The sequence below is a fragment of the Leclercia sp. CFBP8987 genome (genome assembly GCF_034044995.2).
Classification (GTDB): Bacteria; Pseudomonadota; Gammaproteobacteria; order Enterobacterales; family Enterobacteriaceae; genus Enterobacter; species Enterobacter tamurae.
This window is the reverse complement of the sequence record NZ_CM188255.1, coordinates 3,489,613-3,506,048: the sequence shown is the minus strand read 5'-3', so window position 1 is coordinate 3,506,048 and position 16,436 is coordinate 3,489,613. Positions and strand designations below refer to the sequence as shown.

Annotated in this window: 13 protein-coding genes; 8 read left to right on the top strand and 5 right to left on the bottom strand. The window is 58.8% G+C overall.

Features of this window, described 5'->3' with window-relative positions; all coding sequences use genetic code 11:
• The 6 genes from dapA to ypfH all read left to right on the top strand — a co-directional run bounded on the left by dapA (position 1) and on the right by ypfH (position 6,524).
• Complete coding sequence (gene dapA / locus SOM40_RS16885) at positions 1–879, top strand: 4-hydroxy-tetrahydrodipicolinate synthase (RefSeq protein WP_166183304.1); 879 nt, start codon at positions 1–3, stop codon at positions 877–879.
• A gap of 16 nt (positions 880–895) precedes the next feature.
• Positions 896–1,930 (top strand): outer membrane protein assembly factor BamC, encoded by a 1,035-nt coding sequence (gene bamC / locus SOM40_RS16880; protein ID WP_106994640.1) that lies wholly within the window; start codon positions 896–898, stop codon positions 1,928–1,930.
• 109 nt (positions 1,931–2,039) lie between these two features.
• On the top strand, positions 2,040–2,753 hold the full coding sequence (gene purC, locus SOM40_RS16875; RefSeq protein WP_032613044.1) for a phosphoribosylaminoimidazolesuccinocarboxamide synthase: 714 nt from the start codon (positions 2,040–2,042) through the stop codon (positions 2,751–2,753).
• Positions 2,754–2,875: 122 nt separating this feature from the next.
• Positions 2,876–3,739, top strand: coding sequence for a KPN_02809 family neutral zinc metallopeptidase (ypfJ, locus tag SOM40_RS16870; protein WP_106994641.1), 864 nt, complete (start codon positions 2,876–2,878; stop codon positions 3,737–3,739).
• A gap of 15 nt (positions 3,740–3,754) precedes the next feature.
• Positions 3,755–5,755: a tRNA(Met) cytidine acetyltransferase TmcA gene (locus SOM40_RS16865; RefSeq protein WP_320530389.1), complete on the top strand. Its 2,001-nt coding sequence runs from the start codon at positions 3,755–3,757 to the stop codon at positions 5,753–5,755.
• A 73-nt stretch (positions 5,756–5,828) separates the two neighbouring features.
• Positions 5,829–6,524 (top strand): esterase, encoded by a 696-nt coding sequence (ypfH, locus tag SOM40_RS16860; protein WP_320530388.1) that lies wholly within the window; start codon positions 5,829–5,831, stop codon positions 6,522–6,524.
• Between the two features lie 450 nt (positions 6,525–6,974).
• Here ypfH and SOM40_RS16855 read toward each other — a convergent pair whose 3' ends face one another.
• Genes SOM40_RS16855 through SOM40_RS16845 form a run of 3 tightly spaced genes read right to left on the bottom strand, consistent with a single transcriptional unit; the run spans position 6,975 to position 8,686 of the window.
• Positions 6,975–7,172 (bottom strand): YpfN family protein, encoded by a 198-nt coding sequence (locus tag SOM40_RS16855; protein ID WP_095453344.1) that lies wholly within the window; start codon positions 7,170–7,172, stop codon positions 6,975–6,977.
• A 26-nt stretch (positions 7,173–7,198) separates the two neighbouring features.
• The gene (dapE, locus tag SOM40_RS16850; RefSeq protein WP_262663399.1) at positions 7,199–8,326 is read right to left on the bottom strand and encodes a succinyl-diaminopimelate desuccinylase; all 1,128 of its coding nucleotides are present in this window, start codon (positions 8,324–8,326) and stop codon (positions 7,199–7,201) included.
• Between the two features lie 3 nt (positions 8,327–8,329).
• On the bottom strand, positions 8,330–8,686 hold the full coding sequence (locus SOM40_RS16845; RefSeq protein ID WP_106994645.1) for an ArsC family reductase: 357 nt from the start codon (positions 8,684–8,686) through the stop codon (positions 8,330–8,332).
• Between the two features lie 388 nt (positions 8,687–9,074).
• Here SOM40_RS16845 and ypfM point away from each other — a divergent pair, with 388 nt between their 5' ends.
• Complete coding sequence (gene ypfM, locus SOM40_RS16840) at positions 9,075–9,134, top strand: protein YpfM (RefSeq protein ID WP_015572204.1); 60 nt, start codon at positions 9,075–9,077, stop codon at positions 9,132–9,134.
• Positions 9,135–9,241: 107 nt separating this feature from the next.
• On the opposite strand, the gene acrD is transcribed toward ypfM, so the two are convergent.
• Together acrD and narQ are read right to left on the bottom strand one after the other, a co-directional pair.
• Complete coding sequence (acrD, locus tag SOM40_RS16835; RefSeq protein WP_225758303.1) at positions 9,242–12,355, bottom strand: multidrug efflux RND transporter permease AcrD; 3,114 nt, start codon at positions 12,353–12,355, stop codon at positions 9,242–9,244.
• A gap of 196 nt (positions 12,356–12,551) precedes the next feature.
• Positions 12,552–14,246: a nitrate/nitrite two-component system sensor histidine kinase NarQ gene (gene narQ / locus SOM40_RS16830; RefSeq protein WP_320530387.1), complete on the bottom strand. Its 1,695-nt coding sequence runs from the start codon at positions 14,244–14,246 to the stop codon at positions 12,552–12,554.
• Between the two features lie 217 nt (positions 14,247–14,463).
• Here narQ and aegA point away from each other — a divergent pair, with 217 nt between their 5' ends.
• Entirely contained in the window at positions 14,464–16,413 is a 1,950-nt protein-coding gene (aegA, locus tag SOM40_RS16825) for a formate-dependent uric acid utilization protein AegA (protein WP_320530386.1), read from the top strand.
• Positions 16,414–16,436 lie beyond the last annotated feature (23 nt).

Below are 16,436 nucleotides of genomic sequence, written 5' to 3'. Positions count from 1 at the left end.
ATGTTCACGGGAAGTATTGTTGCGCTTGTTACACCGATGGATGAGAAAGGTAATGTCTGCCGGTCAAGCCTGAAGAAACTGATTGATTATCATGTCGCCAGCGGAACCTCGGCGATTGTTTCGGTAGGGACTACCGGTGAATCTGCAACGCTGAGCCATGAAGAGCATGGCGAAGTGGTCATGATGACCCTCGAACTGGCTGACGGGCGTATCCCGGTTATCGCCGGTACGGGTGCCAACGCGACCGCTGAAGCCATCAGCCTGACCCAGCGCTTCAACGACTCGGGTGTGGTCGGTTGCCTGACGGTAACGCCATACTACAACCGTCCGACCCAGGAAGGTCTGTTCCAGCATTTCAAAGCCATCGCTGAACATACTGACTTGCCACAAATCCTGTATAATGTGCCGTCGCGCACTGGCTGCGATATGCTGCCAGAAACGGTTGGCCGTCTCGCGAAAGTAAAAAATATTATCGGTATTAAAGAGGCGACCGGGAACTTAAGCCGTGTTCATCAGATCAAAGAGCTGGTTTCAGACGACTTTATTCTGCTGAGCGGTGATGATGCGACCTCGCTGGACTTTATGCAGCTCGGCGGCCACGGGGTAATTTCCGTGACCTCCAACATTGCAGCCCGCGATATGGCTGAAATGTGTAAACTGGCGGCTGCCGGTCATTTCCAGGAAGCCCGCGTGATTAACCAGCGTCTGATGCCGCTGCACAACAAATTATTTGTCGAACCCAATCCGATCCCAGTGAAATGGGCATGTAAGGAGTTGGGACTTGTAGCGACCGATACGCTGCGCCTGCCGATGACCCCGATTACCGACCACGGTCGCGAAACGGTCACTGGCGCGCTGAAGCATGCCGGTCTGCTGTAAAGTTTAGGGAGATTTGATGGCTTACTCAGTACAGAAGTCGCGCCTGGTGAAGGTTGCGGGTGTTTCGCTTGTTATGCTGCTCGCGGCCTGTAGCTCAGATTCACGCTACAAGCGCCAGGTGAGCGGTGACGAATCCTATCTGGATGCTGCGCCGCTTGCTGAACTTCATGCGCCCGCTGGCATGATCCTGCCCGTTCAAAATGGCGACTATAACATTCCGGTCACCAACGGGAGCGGCGCGGTAGGCAAAGCGCTTGATATCCGTCCGCCAGCACAGCCTCTGGCGCTGGTAAGCGGGGCGCGTACTCAGTTCACCGGCGATACCGCGACGCTGCAGGTTGAGAGCGCGCGTAATGCCGCTCTGTGGCCGCAGGTTGTCAGCGTGATTCAGTCGAAGAACTACACAATCACGCAACGCGATGACGCCAGCCAGACGCTGTCGACAGACTGGATCGAATGGTCCCGTCTGGATGAAGATCAACAGTACCGTGGACGTTATCAAGTCTCTGTTAAACCTCAGGGTTATCAGCAGGCGGTCGTGGTTAAGCTGCTGAACCTCGAGCAGGCAGGCAAGCCCGTCTCGGATGCCGCTTCCCTGCAGCGCTACAGTACCGAGATGCTTAACACCATCGCTGCGGGCCTCGACAAAAACGCAACCGACGCTGCCAATGCTGCCCAGAGCCGCAATGGCGCAACCTTCGACGTGCAGAGCGCTGCCGACGAAACCGGTCTGCCAATGCTTGTCGTACGTGGTCCGTTCAACCAGGTCTGGCAGCGTCTGCCTGCCACGCTTGAGCGCGTCGGCATGAAAGTGACCGACAGCACCCGCTCGACCGGCAGCATGGCGGTGACCTACAAGCCGCTGTCTGACAGCAGCTGGGAAGCGCTGGGCGCACGCGATCCGGGTCTGGCTTCCGGCGACTACAAGCTTCAGGTCGGCGATCTGGACAACCGTAGCAGCCTGCAGTTTATCGATCCGAAAGGTCACACTCTGACCCAGTCGCAGAACGATGCGCTGGTCGCTGTCTTCCAGGCGGCATTCAGCAAATAAAAAAGAGGGCTGGTGAATCCAGCCCTTTTTATTTTCGTGCTACGCAAACGTGTGCGTGGCATAATATCTCCAGTTTTGAACACAAATCATCACACCAGGAGTAATGAAGATGCAGAAGCAAGCTGAGTTGTATCGTGGCAAAGCGAAAACCGTATACAGCACGGAGAACCCGGATCTGTTGGTGCTCGAGTTCCGCAATGATACGTCAGCAGGAGATGGCGCGCGCATTGAACAGTTTGACCGTAAAGGGATGGTGAACAACAAGTTCAACCACTTCATTATGAGCAAGCTGGAAGAAGCGGGCATCCCTACGCAAATGGAAGCGTTGCTGTCCGATACCGAATGTCTGGTGAAAAAGCTGGATATGGTACCGGTGGAATGTGTCGTCCGTAACCGCGCCGCAGGCTCCCTGGTGAAGCGTCTGGGTATTGAAGAGGGCATCGAGCTCAATCCGCCGCTGTTCGACCTGTTCCTGAAAAACGACGCCATGCACGATCCGATGGTCAACGAATCTTACTGCGAAACCTTTGGCTGGGTGAGCAAAGAGAACCTGGCGCGCATGCAGGAGCTGACTTTCAAAGCCAACGACGTGCTGAAGAAGCTGTTTGATGACGCCGGCCTGATCCTGGTCGACTTCAAACTGGAATTCGGATTGTATAAAGGCGAGGTGGTTCTGGGTGATGAATTTTCACCGGACGGCAGCCGCCTGTGGGACAAAGAGACGCTGGATAAAATGGACAAAGACCGCTTCCGCCAAAGCCTGGGCGGTGTGATTGAAGCGTACGAAGCCGTTGCCCACCGTCTGGGTGTTAAACTCGACTAATCCTGCCCTGTCGCCAGGGGAACCTCTGTTCCTCTGGCATCTCACCTTTGTTTCCAGTGGTAATCTTGCCCCGAACCGCCTACGATCATATTTATTATTAAGATGATAATTTCGAGGTGGTTATGCGCTGGCAAGGGCGTCGTGGAAGCGACAATGTAGATGACAGACGTAGTAGCGGTGGTCCGTCAATGGGCGGGCCGGGCTTCCGGCTGCCGGGGGGAAAGGGCGGTATCATTATTCTGCTGGTGGTCGTGGTAGCAGGTTACTACGGGGTCGACCTGAGCGGGTTACTCACCGGGCAACCGATGCCGCAGCAGCAGCAGGCGACGCGCTCCATCAGTCCAAATGAAGATGAAGCGGCAAAATTTACCTCGGTGATCCTGGCCACCACGGAAGATACCTGGGGTCAGCTGTTCGACAAAATGGGTCGCACCTACCAGCAGCCGAAGCTGGTGATGTACCGCGGTGCCACGCGTACCGGCTGTGGGACCGGGCAATCGGTGATGGGGCCGTTCTACTGTCCTGCCGATGCCACCGTCTATATCGATCTCTCCTTCTACGATGACATGAAACGCAAGCTGGGCGCCGACGGCGATTTTGCCCAGGGCTACGTTATCGCCCATGAAGTGGGCCATCACGTGCAGAAACTGCTCGGCATTGAGCCAAAGGTTCGCCAGCTTCAGCAGAATGCCAGCGAGAGCGAAGTGAATGCGCTGTCGGTGCGTATGGAGCTGCAGGCTGACTGCTTTGCCGGGGTCTGGGGCCACAATATGCAGCAGGAGGGCGTGCTGGAGGCGGGAGACCTGGAAGAGGCGCTTAACGCCGCGCAGGCGATTGGCGACGATCGTTTGCAGCAGCAGAGTCAGGGGCATGTGGTGCCGGACAGCTTTACTCACGGGACGTCAGAACAGCGTTATAGCTGGTTCAAAAAAGGCTTTGACGGCGGCGATCCTGCCCAGTGCAATACCTTCGGTAAGGCCATGTAATTCTCAATGTCAGGGATGAATCTATCCAGGTTACCGGAACAACTGGCGCGGGAGGGGCACCGGCGATTGCTGGTGCTGAGCGGGGATGAGACATGGACGCAGCAGCAGGCGCTGCTGCTGAAAGAAAAACATCCCGGAGACTGGCTGTGGGTTGGCGACGACGCCCCCCAGCTCCCGTCCTGTTCACCCCAGGCGCTGAATCAACTGTTGGGCCGTGAATTTCTCCACGCCATCTTCGATGCCCGCCAGGGCTTCGACGTCTCGGCCTTTGCGGCCGTCGGCGGCACGCTGCGAGCCGGAAGTGTACTGGTTTTACTCACCCCAGCCCTGGCGTGTTGGCCGGAGCTGGCCGACCAGGATTCGCTGCGCTGGAGCGACAGGCCCGAGCCGATCCCCACTCCTCGCTTTATTGAACATTTCTGCCGTCATATTACGCGCGACCCGCAGGTTTTACTCTGGCAGCAGGGCGCGTCTTTTCCCCGATTGCAGAACCTGCCTGCTCCCGACTGGCACCCGGCCAGCGGTGAGCCGCAGCGGGAGCAGGCCGCGATCCTCGCTCAGTTGACGACGATGCCCGCAGGGGTCGCCGCCGTGACCGCCGCGCGCGGGCGCGGAAAGTCGGCGCTGGCAGGCATGCTGCTGCAACGCATTGCAGGCCATGCCATTGTAACTGCACCCGCCAGAGCGGCGACGGAGGTTATCGCCCGCTTCGGTGGCGACCGTTATCACTTTATGGCCCCGGACGCGCTGCTGGCTTCGGACGAGCGCGCCGACTGGCTGATCGTTGATGAGGCGGCGGCGATCCCCGGCCCGCTGCTGGCGCGGCTGGTGACGCGTTTCCCCCGGGTGCTGCTGACCACCACGGTGCAGGGTTATGAGGGCACCGGCAGGGGATTTCTGCTGAAATTCTGCGCCCGCTTTGCCGGGCTGCGTTACTTCACCCTGAACGACCCGGTGCGCTGGGCCGCGGGCTGCCCGCTGGAGCGCATTATCGCCGAGGTGTTGCTGTTTGATGATACGCCCGACGAGCGCCCCCCGCAGGGGGAGATCGTCTGTACGCCGCTGGAGCAGGAGGCCTGGAGCCGTGATCCTGACCTTCCGGCGGCGGTCTATAAATTGCTCTGTGCCGCGCACTACCGGACCTCACCGCTTGATCTGCGGCGGATGATGGATGCCCCAGGGCAGCATTTTGCCGTCGCCCGAACGGCTGATGACGTCTGCGGTGCGCTGTGGCTGCTGGAGGAGGGAGGGCTGAGTCCGGCGCTCAGCCAGGCGGTGTGGGCGGGCTACCGCCGTCCACGCGGCAACCTGGTGGCGCAGTCGCTGGCCGCTCACGGCGGCTCCCCGCAGGCCGCCACCCTTATCGCCCGGCGGGTAACGCGCGTTGCGGTCCATCCCGCTCGCCAGCGCGAAGGCATTGGCCGGGCGCTGATTGCCACCGCCCGCCAGCAGGAGAATATCGACTACCTGTCCGTCAGCTTCGGCTATACCGAGGAACTCTGGCGCTTCTGGCAGCACTGTGGCTTTGTGCTGGTGCGTATGGGCAGCCACCGCGAGGCCAGCAGCGGCTGCTATACGGCGATGGCGATGCTGCCGCTCAGCCCGGCGGGGCAGGCGCTGTGCCAGCATGAGCAGCAGCGGCTCAGTCGCGATGCGCCGGTGATTGAACGCTGGAACGGTGAAAAGATCCCGGTAGCGTCCGCAGGTGAGGCTACCCTTAATGATGATGACTGGCTGGATCTCGCCGGGTTTGCCTTTGCGCACCGCCCCTTTACGGCGGCGGTGGCCAGCCTGACGCGACTGCTGCAGGCGACGGATCTGCCGCTGGCAGGCGTGCGGGGCAAAATCGAACAGGGGCTTGATGACAGCGACCTGAGCCGCGCGTTAGGCCTCAGCGGACGCAAAGCCCTGCTGAGCCAGCTGCGTATCGAGACGGGCCAAGCGCTGACGCAGCTGGATAGCGAACGCTGCCAGAGGCTGAAGCACACCGTTTTGCAATGGCAATTTTTTCAATGACTTCATCAGTAAACTGGCATGTTCATTCTGCCTGTCAAGCGTAGAATCCCGCTTATCAAATAAGGAGACTGCCATGAAACATGACCATTTTGTTGTCCAGAGCCCCGAGCGTCCGGCTAAACAGCTGCTGCTGTTGTTTCATGGCGTCGGCGATAACCCGGCCAATATGGCGCAGATTGGCAGCTTGTTTGCGCCTCTGTTTCCTGATGCCCTGGTGGTCAGCGTGGGCGGCGCGGAGCCATGCGGTCCCAATGGTCGGCAGTGGTTTTCGGTGCAGGGCGTGACTGAAGAGAGCCGTCAGGAGCGGGTGGATGCGATCATGCCGACCTTTGTCGGGACGGTGCGTTACTGGCAGCAGCAAAGCGGTGTTGGCGCGAATGCCACCGCGCTGATCGGCTTTTCTCAAGGGGCGATCATGGCGCTGGAGAGTGTAAAAGCCGAGCCGGGGTTAGCCTCGCGGGTGATTGCGTTCAATGGCCGCTACGCGACCCTGCCGGAACGGGCGAATACGGCGACCACTATCCACCTGATCCACGGCGGGGAGGATCACGTCATTGAGCTGTCCCATGCGGTTGCCGGTCAGGAAGCGCTGATCCGCGCGGGCGGCGATGTGACGCTGGATATTGTTGACGATCTGGGACACGCCATTGACGATCGCAGTATGCAGTTTGCGCTGGATCACCTGCGTTTTACCGTGCCGAAACACTACTTCGATGAAGCACTCAGCGGCGGTAAGCCGAACGACGACGGCATTGTTGAGTTTCTCTGAAGGGTTCTTTGCAACCTGAGGATGTGCACATACTATTCCCTCTCCCTGAGGGAGAGGGTTAGGGTGAGGGGGTACATGCCGCAGCGGTGGTGGTTCCGTTCACCTTCAGAATCGTGCTTCTCTGTTACTGCGAAACCGGTGAACGTGCCAGGGTGGCTCAATCGCCACCACCCTGGCAACCCGGGCTCCCGGCAAGAAAATCGCCGCTTCGCGGTCCCTTCGGCTTATTCCTTCCGGCTTTCGGGTCGGGCACCAGCCTGCATCCTTGCAGGCTATGCCCTCTCGGCGCGTCCCTGCGCCTCGCCCCGGCCTGCAGGAAACGCCTCAGCGATTTTCAGCCGGACCGTGGAGCCGCTTTAGGCCCTGTCGTTTAATAAAATTATTTTATCGCTGCGAGAGCAAGACATTGAACTGAGAAGACCTCTCCCCAGCGGGGAGAGGGTTAAGACATTACTTCTTCTGGTCCTTCTTCGGCCAGTCGTCTTCATCATCCCACTTGTCGTTAAAGTCACGATGTGGGGGGAGGTCAGGTTTGTTGGCGAGGAATTTCTTATGGTCAACGCGCTTGAGATCCTTGATCACGTTCAGCAGCACGCCTACCAGAAAAACCAGTACCAAAATCCACCAGTATTTAGCCAGCCAGTCCATTCGCTTATCCTTCTTCAGGGCAACCGTCAGGCGACGAGTTGCTCCATGATACGTTGATACATACGGGCCAGCAGCTGCAAATCAGCGGCATTCACGCATTCATTAATTTTATGAATGGTGGCATTCACCGGCCCAAGTTCGACCACCTGTGCACCCATACGGGCAATAAAGCGTCCGTCGGATGTGCCGCCCGTGGTCAGCAGTTGCGGTTTAATTTCATTATAGTGCGCGATAGCGTTAACCACCGCATCCACCAGCTTCCCGCGGCCGGTCAGGAACGGCTGGCCGGAAATCCACCACTCCACGCTGTAGCGCAGCTGGTGTTTCTCCAGCAGGGCCGCGACGCGGGCTTTGATCATCTCGTCGGTCAGTTCGGTACTGAAGCGGAAGTTAAACTGTACAAACAGATCGCCGGGGATGACGTTGTTGCTGCCGGTGCCTGCCTGAATGTTAGCAATCTGCATGCTGGTCGGCGGGAAATAGTCGTTGCCCTTGTCCCACTCGATTCCCACCAGCTCGTTGAGCATCGGCGCGGCGCGGTGTACCGGGTTATCGGCCAGATGCGGATAGGCCACGTGCCCCTGCACGCCGTGAATGGTGAGGTTACAGGTCATCGAGCCGCGACGGCCATTTTTGACCACATCACCCACCACCTCGGTGCTGGACGGCTCGCCCACCAGGCAGTAATCCAGACGTTCGTTGCGCGCCATCAGCGCTTCCACTACCTTCACGGTGCCGTTTTTGGCGCTGGCTTCTTCATCGGAAGTGATTAAAAACGCCAGACGGCCTTTATGGTTCGGGTATTGCGCCACGAAGCGTTCGGCGGCAACCACCATCGCTGCCAGGGAACCCTTCATGTCCGCCGCGCCGCGACCAAACAGCATGCCGTCGCGGATCGTCGGTTCGAAAGGGGGATTGATCCAGCGGTCAGCGTCACCGGCTGGCACCACATCAGTATGTCCGGCAAACGCCAGCGTTTCGCCCTGACCGCGCCAGGCCCAGAAATTTTGCGTATCGCCAAAATCCATAGGTTCGACGGTAAAACCAATCGCCCGCAGGCGTTCGATCATCAGCGCCTGACAACCCGCATCATCCGGGCTCAGGGAGGGGCGGCGAATAAGCTGCTGAGTCAGCTCAATGACCGGGCATGACATAGACTACACCTCAATAAAATAGGTTTGGTATTGCTTTTCGTTGAAACCCAGCAGCATAGGCTTACCGGGCGCCCAGAGCAATGGGCGTTTGATGATTGCTGGCATTTCAAGCATTAAGGCAGCGGCGCTGTCGGCATTATTGATACTGGCGCGGTGATTTTCTTCCAGCTTGCGCCAGGTGGTGCCGCGGGTGTTCAGCAGCGCTTCCCAGCCCAGCTCAGCGATAAACTTCTGCATTAAATCAGCATCCAGACCGTCGACGCGATAGTCATGAAAACGGTAATCGACGTGATTATCGTCCAGCCAGCGGCGGGCTTTTTTGATAGTGTCGCAATTTTTGATGCCGTACAGGGTGATCATGGTGAATCCTTTTGTCTTAATCGTGGCCAGTTGCTCAGTATTTTCGAAGCTTCAATGATTGCGGAAATATAACACATTTGTTTTATGACATTATTTTATATCCATGACTGGCATAAATAACGTACAGCTTATGAATATTATTTCATCTTTATCGCATAGAAGTCCAGGCGCTAAAAAGACGTGTAAGAACAGTCGCTAATTAATTTTTTCATCGTTAATCAAGGTTATTTCAAAATATTGCAGTTGGTCACATAAAATTTATCGGACTGGACCCATATTATCTACAAGCCAGTGGTACCAACGGGGGTAGAGCAGAAGAACTGATTAAAAAGTCTTCACAATGATGATATATTCTCGTAGAATGGCCATAATAATAAGAGAGGTAGTTATGATTGAACGTGAACTGGGGAACTGGAAAGATTTTATCGAAGGCATGCTTCGTAAATGACATTCAGGAAGAAATGCAAGAGCACTTAATTAGCTAAATAACTATAGTGTGGAAATAAACACACAAAAAAGGCGGCCGGTAAGGACGCCTTTTTCATTTTCAACATCTTATTTCTGTCGTTCCTTTAACGGGAAACGCCGACGGACCAGCACAAAGAACAGCGGCACAAAGTAAATGGCGAGGATGGTCGCGGAGATCATCCCGCCCATCACCCCGGTTCCCACCGCGTGCTGGCTGCTCGATCCCGCGCCAGAGCTGGTAGCCATCGGCAGCACGCCAAAAACAAACGCCAGCGAGGTCATCAGGATCGGACGCAGGCGCTGGCGACAGGCATCAAGAGTCGCTGCCATCAGCTCCTGACCTTTCTCATTCATCTCGTTAGCAAACTCAACAATCAGAATGGCGTTCTTCGCGGACAGGCCAATAACCGTTAGCAGCCCGACCTGGAAGTAGACGTCATTCTCCAGCCCGCGCATCCAGGTGGCGAGTAGGGCGCCAATCACCCCCAGCGGCACCACCAGCATCACCGAGAACGGCACCGACCAGCTCTCGTACAGGGCGGCCAGACAGAGGAACACCACCAGCAGCGACAGAGCATACAGCGCCGGTGCCTGGGCACCGGAGAGGCGCTCCTGATAGGACATCGCAGTCCACTCAAGACCAAAACCGGCAGGCAGCTGCTGGACCAGATTTTCCATCACATCCATCGCCGTACCGGTACTCACGCCTGGCGCGGCCTCACCGACAATCTCTACCGCCGAATAGCCGTTGTAGCGCTCCATACGTGGGGAGCCAGTCTCCCAGCGCGAGGTGGCAAAGGCCGAGAAGGGCACCATACCGCCATCTTTGTTACGCACATACCACATGTTGATATCGTCCGGCAGCATGCGATATTTGGCCGCCGCCTGCACGTAGACCTTTTTCACGCGGCCCCGATCCATAAAGTCGTTCACATAGCTCGATCCCCACGCGGTTTGCAGGGTGTCGTTGATATCGTCAATGTCCACGCCGAGCGCCTGCGCCTTACGCTGGTCGATATCAATCTGCAGCTGCGGGCTGTCATCCAGACCGTTGTGACGCACGCGGGTGAGGGAAGGATCTTCCCCGGCCAGCTCCAGCAGGCGGTCGCGCGCGGCCATCAGCGCCACATGCCCGGCCCCGGCGTGATCCTGCAGCTCCATATCAAAACCTGCCGAACTGCCGAGCCCGCTGATCGCCGGTGGGCTGCTGGCGAAGACCCGCGCCTCTTTGATGTGACTGAAGGCTTTAGTGGCGCGCTCGATAATGGCGAACGAGCTGCCGGTTTTGGCATCGCGCTCATCCCAGTCTTTCAGGCGCACGAACATACGCGCCACGTTCTGCCCGTTCCCGCCGGGGCCAGAGCCCACGGTGGCAAAGACCGACAGCACGCTATCCTTCTCTTTGGTGAAGAAGTACTGCTCGACCTGCTGGACCACCTTCAGGGTCTGCTGTTGGGTAGAGCCGCTGGGCAACTGCACTGAGGTAATGAACATGCCTCGATCTTCCAGGGGCAGGAACGAGGTGGGCAGACGCAGGAACAGGAACACCATACCGCCCAGCAGCAGGACGTAGATCAGCACCCAGCGCAGGCTGCGATGCAATATCCGCCCGACGCCCGCCTCATAGCGCGCGGCGTTGCGGTTAAACATGCGGTTGAACCAGCCAAAAAATCCTTTCTGGCCGTGCTGCTCGCCCTTATGCAGTGGTTTAAGCAGGGTGGCGCACAGCGCCGGGGTGAGGATCATCGCCACCAGTACCGACAGCACCATCGCTGAGACGATGGTGATAGAGAACTGGCGGTAGATCGCGCCGGTGGTGCCGCCAAAGAAGGCCATCGGCACAAACACCGCCGACAGCACCATGGCAATCCCCACCAGCGCCCCCTGGATCTGCTTCATCGATTTTCGCGTCGCCTCGCGCGGGGAGAGCCCTTCTTCGCTCATGATACGTTCGACGTTCTCCACCACCACGATGGCGTCATCCACCAGCAGGCCTATCGCCAGCACCATCGCAAACATGGTGAGGGTGTTGATGCTATAGCCAAAGGCGTACAGCACCGTGAAGGTGCCCATCAGCACCACCGGTACGGCAATGGTCGGGATCAACGTGGCGCGGAAGTTTTGCAGGAACAGGTACATCACCAGGAACACCAGGGCGATGGCTTCCAGCAGGGTTTTCACCACATCCTCAATCGAAGCCTTCACAAAAGAGGTGGTTTCGTAGGCAATTTTGTATTCGAGCCCGTGGGGGAAATAGTGCGACAGCTCATCGAGGCGGCTGATGACCTGTTCAGCCGTGGCCATCTCGTTGGCCCCGGAGGCCAGCTTGACCCCCAGACCGGAGGCCTGCTTGCCGTTGAAGCGGCTCAGGTAATCGTACTTCTCCGCGCCCATCTCCACGGTGGCGACATCACCCAGCCGCACTTCCGAGCCGTCCTGGTTGACGCGCAGGGTGATATCGCGGAACTGTTGGGGGGTCTGCAACAGCGACTGGGAGTTGATGGTGGCGTTCAGCGCCTGCTTATCAATAGACGGCGTACCGCCCAACTGGCCGACCGCAATCTGCGCGTTTTGCGATTCGATGGCGTCGGTGACGTCTTTCGCCGTCATCTGGAAACTGTTTAGCTTCGCCGGGTCGAGCCAGATGCGCATCGAGTATTGCGAGCCGTAGGCGTCGATATCCCCCACGCCGTTGATGCGGCTGAGCGGATCCTGAATATTACTGGCGACATAGTCGGCGATATCCTGCTTGTCCATCGACCCGTCGGTGGAGACAAAGGCGATGGTCAGGATGTTGGTATCGCCGGTTTTACGCACCGTCACGCCCTGATTCTGCACCGCCTGCGGCAGCTTACGCAGCGCGGACTGGAGCTGGTTCTGCACCTGCTGCACCGCTTCATCCGGGTCAGCGCCCGCGGTAAAGCTCAGCGTGACCGTCGCCTGCCCGGTGGCGCTGCTCTGGGAGGACATGTACATCAGGTTGTCGAGGCCGGTCATGTTCTGCTCGATCACCTGGGTGACGGTATTCTCGAGGGTCTGTGCGGAGGCCCCGGGATAATTAGCCGTGATCCGCACGTTAGGCGGAGCCAGATCCGGATACTGCTCAACAGGAAGGGAAAAAATGGCCAGCGTGCCGGTCAGGCACAACAGAATTGCCAGCACCCAGGCAAAAATGGGGCGATCGATGAAAAAATTCGCCATTAAAATAAGACCTCGTTTTGCTGCGCGTCGTCATTGTACATTGCCCGCATCACTCTAGCGGCAAGGCGGATGCCAAACGTGGAGAAATAAAGGAGATAATGTAAATTATCATGCGCTTTATCCGCGCGATTATCCTGAAGCGGTGAGTATTGCCCATCCCCATGGCTGAGCGGTGACATTCCCCCTGATTTTACCGTTATTTACCCTCGGTACTGGCTGACGAGCGGAAACAGACGCTGACCTGCGTCCCTCCGCCGGGTGGCTGGGAGAAGTGCAGGGTGCCTCCGAGCCTGTCGGCGCGCTCGCGCATGATGTTCAGACCGTAGTGCCCCGGCGGCTCGCTGGCGTCGCCAATTCCAATCCCGTCGTCGCGAATGCTCACCGTATGGCTGCCGTCCGGGGCGGTAACGCAGCTGACCTGGATATCGCTGGCCTGGGCGTGCTTGATGGCGTTCAGCACTGCCTCGCGCACAATCTGCAGCAGGTGAACCTGCATCTGGGCGTCCAGCGCCAGGGAGGAGAGCCGACAATCGAGGCGCAGTGTTGCGCTGGTCTGCTTCTGCAGATCGTCCAGCGTCTCCTGCAGCGCGGCGGGGAGGTTGGCCTGATTCAGGGTCAGGCGGAAGGTGGTCAGCAGCTCGCGTAGCTGGCGGTAAGCGGCATTTAGCGCCCGGGAGAAATCGGTAATGATCGCCTGCGCCGGTTCGTTCTCCTCCGGCACCGCATGTTTGAGCAGCGTCAGCTGGATACGCAGATACGACAGCACCTGCGCCAGCGAGTCGTGCAGCTCGCGGGCGATAGTGGCGCGCTCCTCCATCAGCAGCAGCTGGTGGTAGTGCTTCTGAGCCTGGTTGGAGAAGAGGCCACGCCCGAGCATGGTGGCGACGTTTTTCATCAGTGGGATCGGAACGGCGCGCTGCTCGCTTTGCCAGCGCAGCTCACCGAAGCGAGTCTCCAGCATAATAACCGGCAATACCTGCGTCTCAAGATGTTCAGCGGCCTCGCCCTCCTGCATTTTCCAGCCGTCGCTGGTATGCAGCGCCAGCCAGGTAATTCCGGTGTATTCGCGCACGGTTTGCAGGATATGACGGAAACAGTGGCTGTCGATCTTGCTGGTGTTCATCTCCTGCGAACAGGTAAACAACATCTCCAGCTGCTGGTGGGCCTCGTGCAGATGGTGGGTCTTCTCTTCAACCGAAATTTCCAGCGAGCGATACAGGCTGTGCAGCTCGGTGGCCATATGGTTAAAGGTGCGGGAAAGCAGACCAAGCTCGTTCGGCAGATCGGTATCCGGCACCGGGGTATCAAACCGGCCCTGTTCGATGTGCAGGCTGGAGGCGACCAGATGATTGAGCGGGGCGACCACCTGCCGGCGGATCCGCCGCAGCGTGTTGAATGCCAGCAGGATGATGCCGATCCCGCCGGCAAAGGAGATGGCGAACACCAGCTGGATTTTATGTTCGGCGTAATGCTGCAGGGAGAGGACAAAGGCGTCAATACGCGCCACATACTCATCCATATGGTTCTGATACCAGGCGTAATCGCCCTGATCGAGCTTCTCGCTTACCCCGTGCCACGCCAGCTGCAGCTGGTGGTAATGCTGTTGAACCTCATCCGGCACGTACCAGCTTTTCAGCGTCAGCAGGGCGGGGGCGTTCAGCGTTTGCTGCCAGGTCTGGCGATGGGGCAGCAGATCGGCGCTGCCCCGCTGCATATCGTAACCCAGGCGATAGCTCTGCATGCGCAATGACCCCGCCAGGTTGATCGCTTCGGCGTCGCGCTGACTGCTGGCGAGAGTAAACAGGGCGATGGCGCTGGTCAGTAGCGACAGCGCAATGATGGCGAAAAAGGCCCGGGCAAGGCTGCGTGAAACCGGTTGTTTTACAATCACAAATCGCGTCCTGAGCTAATACGATACAGACCTGATAAGCATTTCCGCTGGGGAATGAAACGTAATTTCATCAGGAATGAAATTAATTGATCTGACACAGGTTCAGGCGAAATAGTTCGCGTTCCTGGGCAATTGAACATTGCCTGAATCCGTTGCGGTGGGTAAATACATTATTCATATAAAGAATAAGGTTATTCAGCCCAGCAGGGGAACCGTGATGAATCATTTTATTATGGCCAACAGCCAGCTATGCATTGGATGTCGTGCCTGCGAAGTGGCGTGCGTCATGGCGCATCATAATGAACAGCATGCCCTCAGCGCGCGCCATTTTACCCCTCGTATCACCGTGGTGAAAGAGGGCAACACACACAGCGCCGTCACCTGCCACCACTGTGAAAACGCCCCCTGCATCCAGAGCTGCCCGAACGGGGCCATCAGCCGGATGCGCGACAGCGTGCAGGTTGACGCGAAGCAATGTATCGGCTGCAAAGCCTGTATGGTGGCCTGCCCGTTTGGCACCATGGAGATCGTCACCACCACCGCGCAGAAATGCGATCTGTGCCTGGATCGCCCGGAGGGCCCGGCCTGCGTAGCGAACTGCCCGGCGGATGCCCTGACGCGCGTTACGCCCGCTACCCTGAACCAGTTGGCCCGCACGCGGCAGGTACGCACGGCGCGTCATGAGGCGCAGCCGTGGCAGACCGGGGCGGCGCTCGCTCCCCGTGAGGTCAGCAAACGCGAGCGGATGTTTGCCCTGACCGCCCGCGGCGAGCCGGATAAACTGACTCCCGAAGCACGAGCGGGTAATTTCAACGAAATTTATCTGCCGTTCCGCCCGGCGCAGGCCCAGCGTGAGGCCGACCGCTGCCTGACCTGCGGGGAGCATTCAGTGTGTGAATGGACCTGCCCGCTGCACAACCACATTCCCCAGTGGATTGAGTGCGTAAAGGCCGGGGATATCGAAGCCGCGGTGGCGTTATCCCATCAGACCAACTGCCTGCCGGAGGTAACCGGCCGGGTCTGCCCCCAGGATAAACTGTGCGAAGGCGCCTGCACGGTGCGCGACGTTGCCGGGTCGGTGACCATCGGCAATATCGAACGCTATATCTCCGACCAGGCGCTGGCCAAAGGCTGGCGGCCCGATCTGAGCCATGTTATCCCCGTCAATAAGCAGGTCGCGATTATCGGGGCCGGGCCCGCCGGGCTGGCGTGCGCCGATGCGTTAATCCGCCGCGGGGTCAGCGTCACGGTCTTCGATCGCCACCCGGAAATCGGCGGCCTGCTCACCTTCGGCATTCCGGCCTTTAAGCTGGATAAATCCCTGCTGGCCCGCCGTCGTGAGATTTTCACGGCAATGGGCATTCGCTTCGAGCTCAACTGCGAGGTGGGCAAAGATATCCTGCTGGCGCAGCTGCTCAGCGAGTACGATGCCCTGTTTGTCGGGGTGGGCACCTACCGTTCGATGAAAGCGGGCATTCCCCATGAGGATGCGCCCGGCGTTTACGATGCCCTGCCGTTCCTGGTGGGCAACACCCGGCAGCTGATGGGGCTGCCGTCGTCGGAGGAAGAGCCCTTTGTCGATACCGCCGGGCTGAACGTGGTGGTGCTCGGCGGGGGCGATACGGCGATGGACTGCGTACGCACCGCGCTGCGCCACGGGGCTGCCAGCGTGACCTGCGCCTACCGCCGGGACGAAGCCAACATGCCGGGCTCGAAAAAAGAGGTCAAAAATGCCCGGGAAGAGGGAGCCGCCTTTGAATTCAACGTTCAACCGGTTGAGCTAACCCTCGACGAGACCGGGCGGGTTAACGGTATTCGGCTACTGCGCACCCGGCTGGGCGAGCCGGATGCCCAGGGCCGCCGTCGCCCGGTGCCCATCGAGGGCAGCGAGTTTGTGATGCCTGCCGATGCGGTGATCATGGCCTTTGGCTTCAACCCGCATGCCATGCCCTGGCTACAGGCGCAGGGCGTCGAGGTGGATGACTGGGGGCGGATCGCCGCCAGCGTCGAGTCGCGCTACCGCTATCAGACCAGCAACCCGCAGATCTTTGCCGGGGGCGACGCGGTGCGCGGTGCCGATCTGGTGGTCACCGCGATGGCGGAAGGGCGACACGCCGCCCAGGGCATCGTCGACTGGCTTGGGGTTCACGCGCCCGCGGCGCATTAAGCCGACGAACGACAACGCAGGCT

Bases quoted from the DNA above. Each gene is read 5' to 3' on its own strand.
- dapA (WP_166183304.1), top strand. From the start codon at position 1: ATGTTCACGGGAAGTATTGTTGCGCTTGTTACACCGATGGATGAGAAA.
- bamC (WP_106994640.1), top strand. From the start codon at position 896: ATGGCTTACTCAGTACAGAAGTCGCGCCTGGTGAAGGTTGCGGGTGTT.
- purC (WP_032613044.1), top strand. From the start codon at position 2,040: ATGCAGAAGCAAGCTGAGTTGTATCGTGGCAAAGCGAAAACCGTATAC.
- ypfJ (WP_106994641.1), top strand. From the start codon at position 2,876: ATGCGCTGGCAAGGGCGTCGTGGAAGCGACAATGTAGATGACAGACGT.
- SOM40_RS16865 (WP_320530389.1), top strand. From the start codon at position 3,755: ATGAATCTATCCAGGTTACCGGAACAACTGGCGCGGGAGGGGCACCGG.
- ypfH (WP_320530388.1), top strand. From the start codon at position 5,829: ATGAAACATGACCATTTTGTTGTCCAGAGCCCCGAGCGTCCGGCTAAA.
- SOM40_RS16855 (WP_095453344.1), bottom strand. From the start codon at position 7,172: ATGGACTGGCTGGCTAAATACTGGTGGATTTTGGTACTGGTTTTTCTG.
- dapE (WP_262663399.1), bottom strand. From the start codon at position 8,326: ATGTCATGCCCGGTCATTGAGCTGACTCAGCAGCTTATTCGCCGCCCC.
- SOM40_RS16845 (WP_106994645.1), bottom strand. From the start codon at position 8,686: ATGATCACCCTGTACGGCATCAAAAATTGCGACACTATCAAAAAAGCC.
- acrD (WP_225758303.1), bottom strand. From the start codon at position 12,355: ATGGCGAATTTTTTCATCGATCGCCCCATTTTTGCCTGGGTGCTGGCA.
- aegA (WP_320530386.1), top strand. From the start codon at position 14,464: ATGAATCATTTTATTATGGCCAACAGCCAGCTATGCATTGGATGTCGT.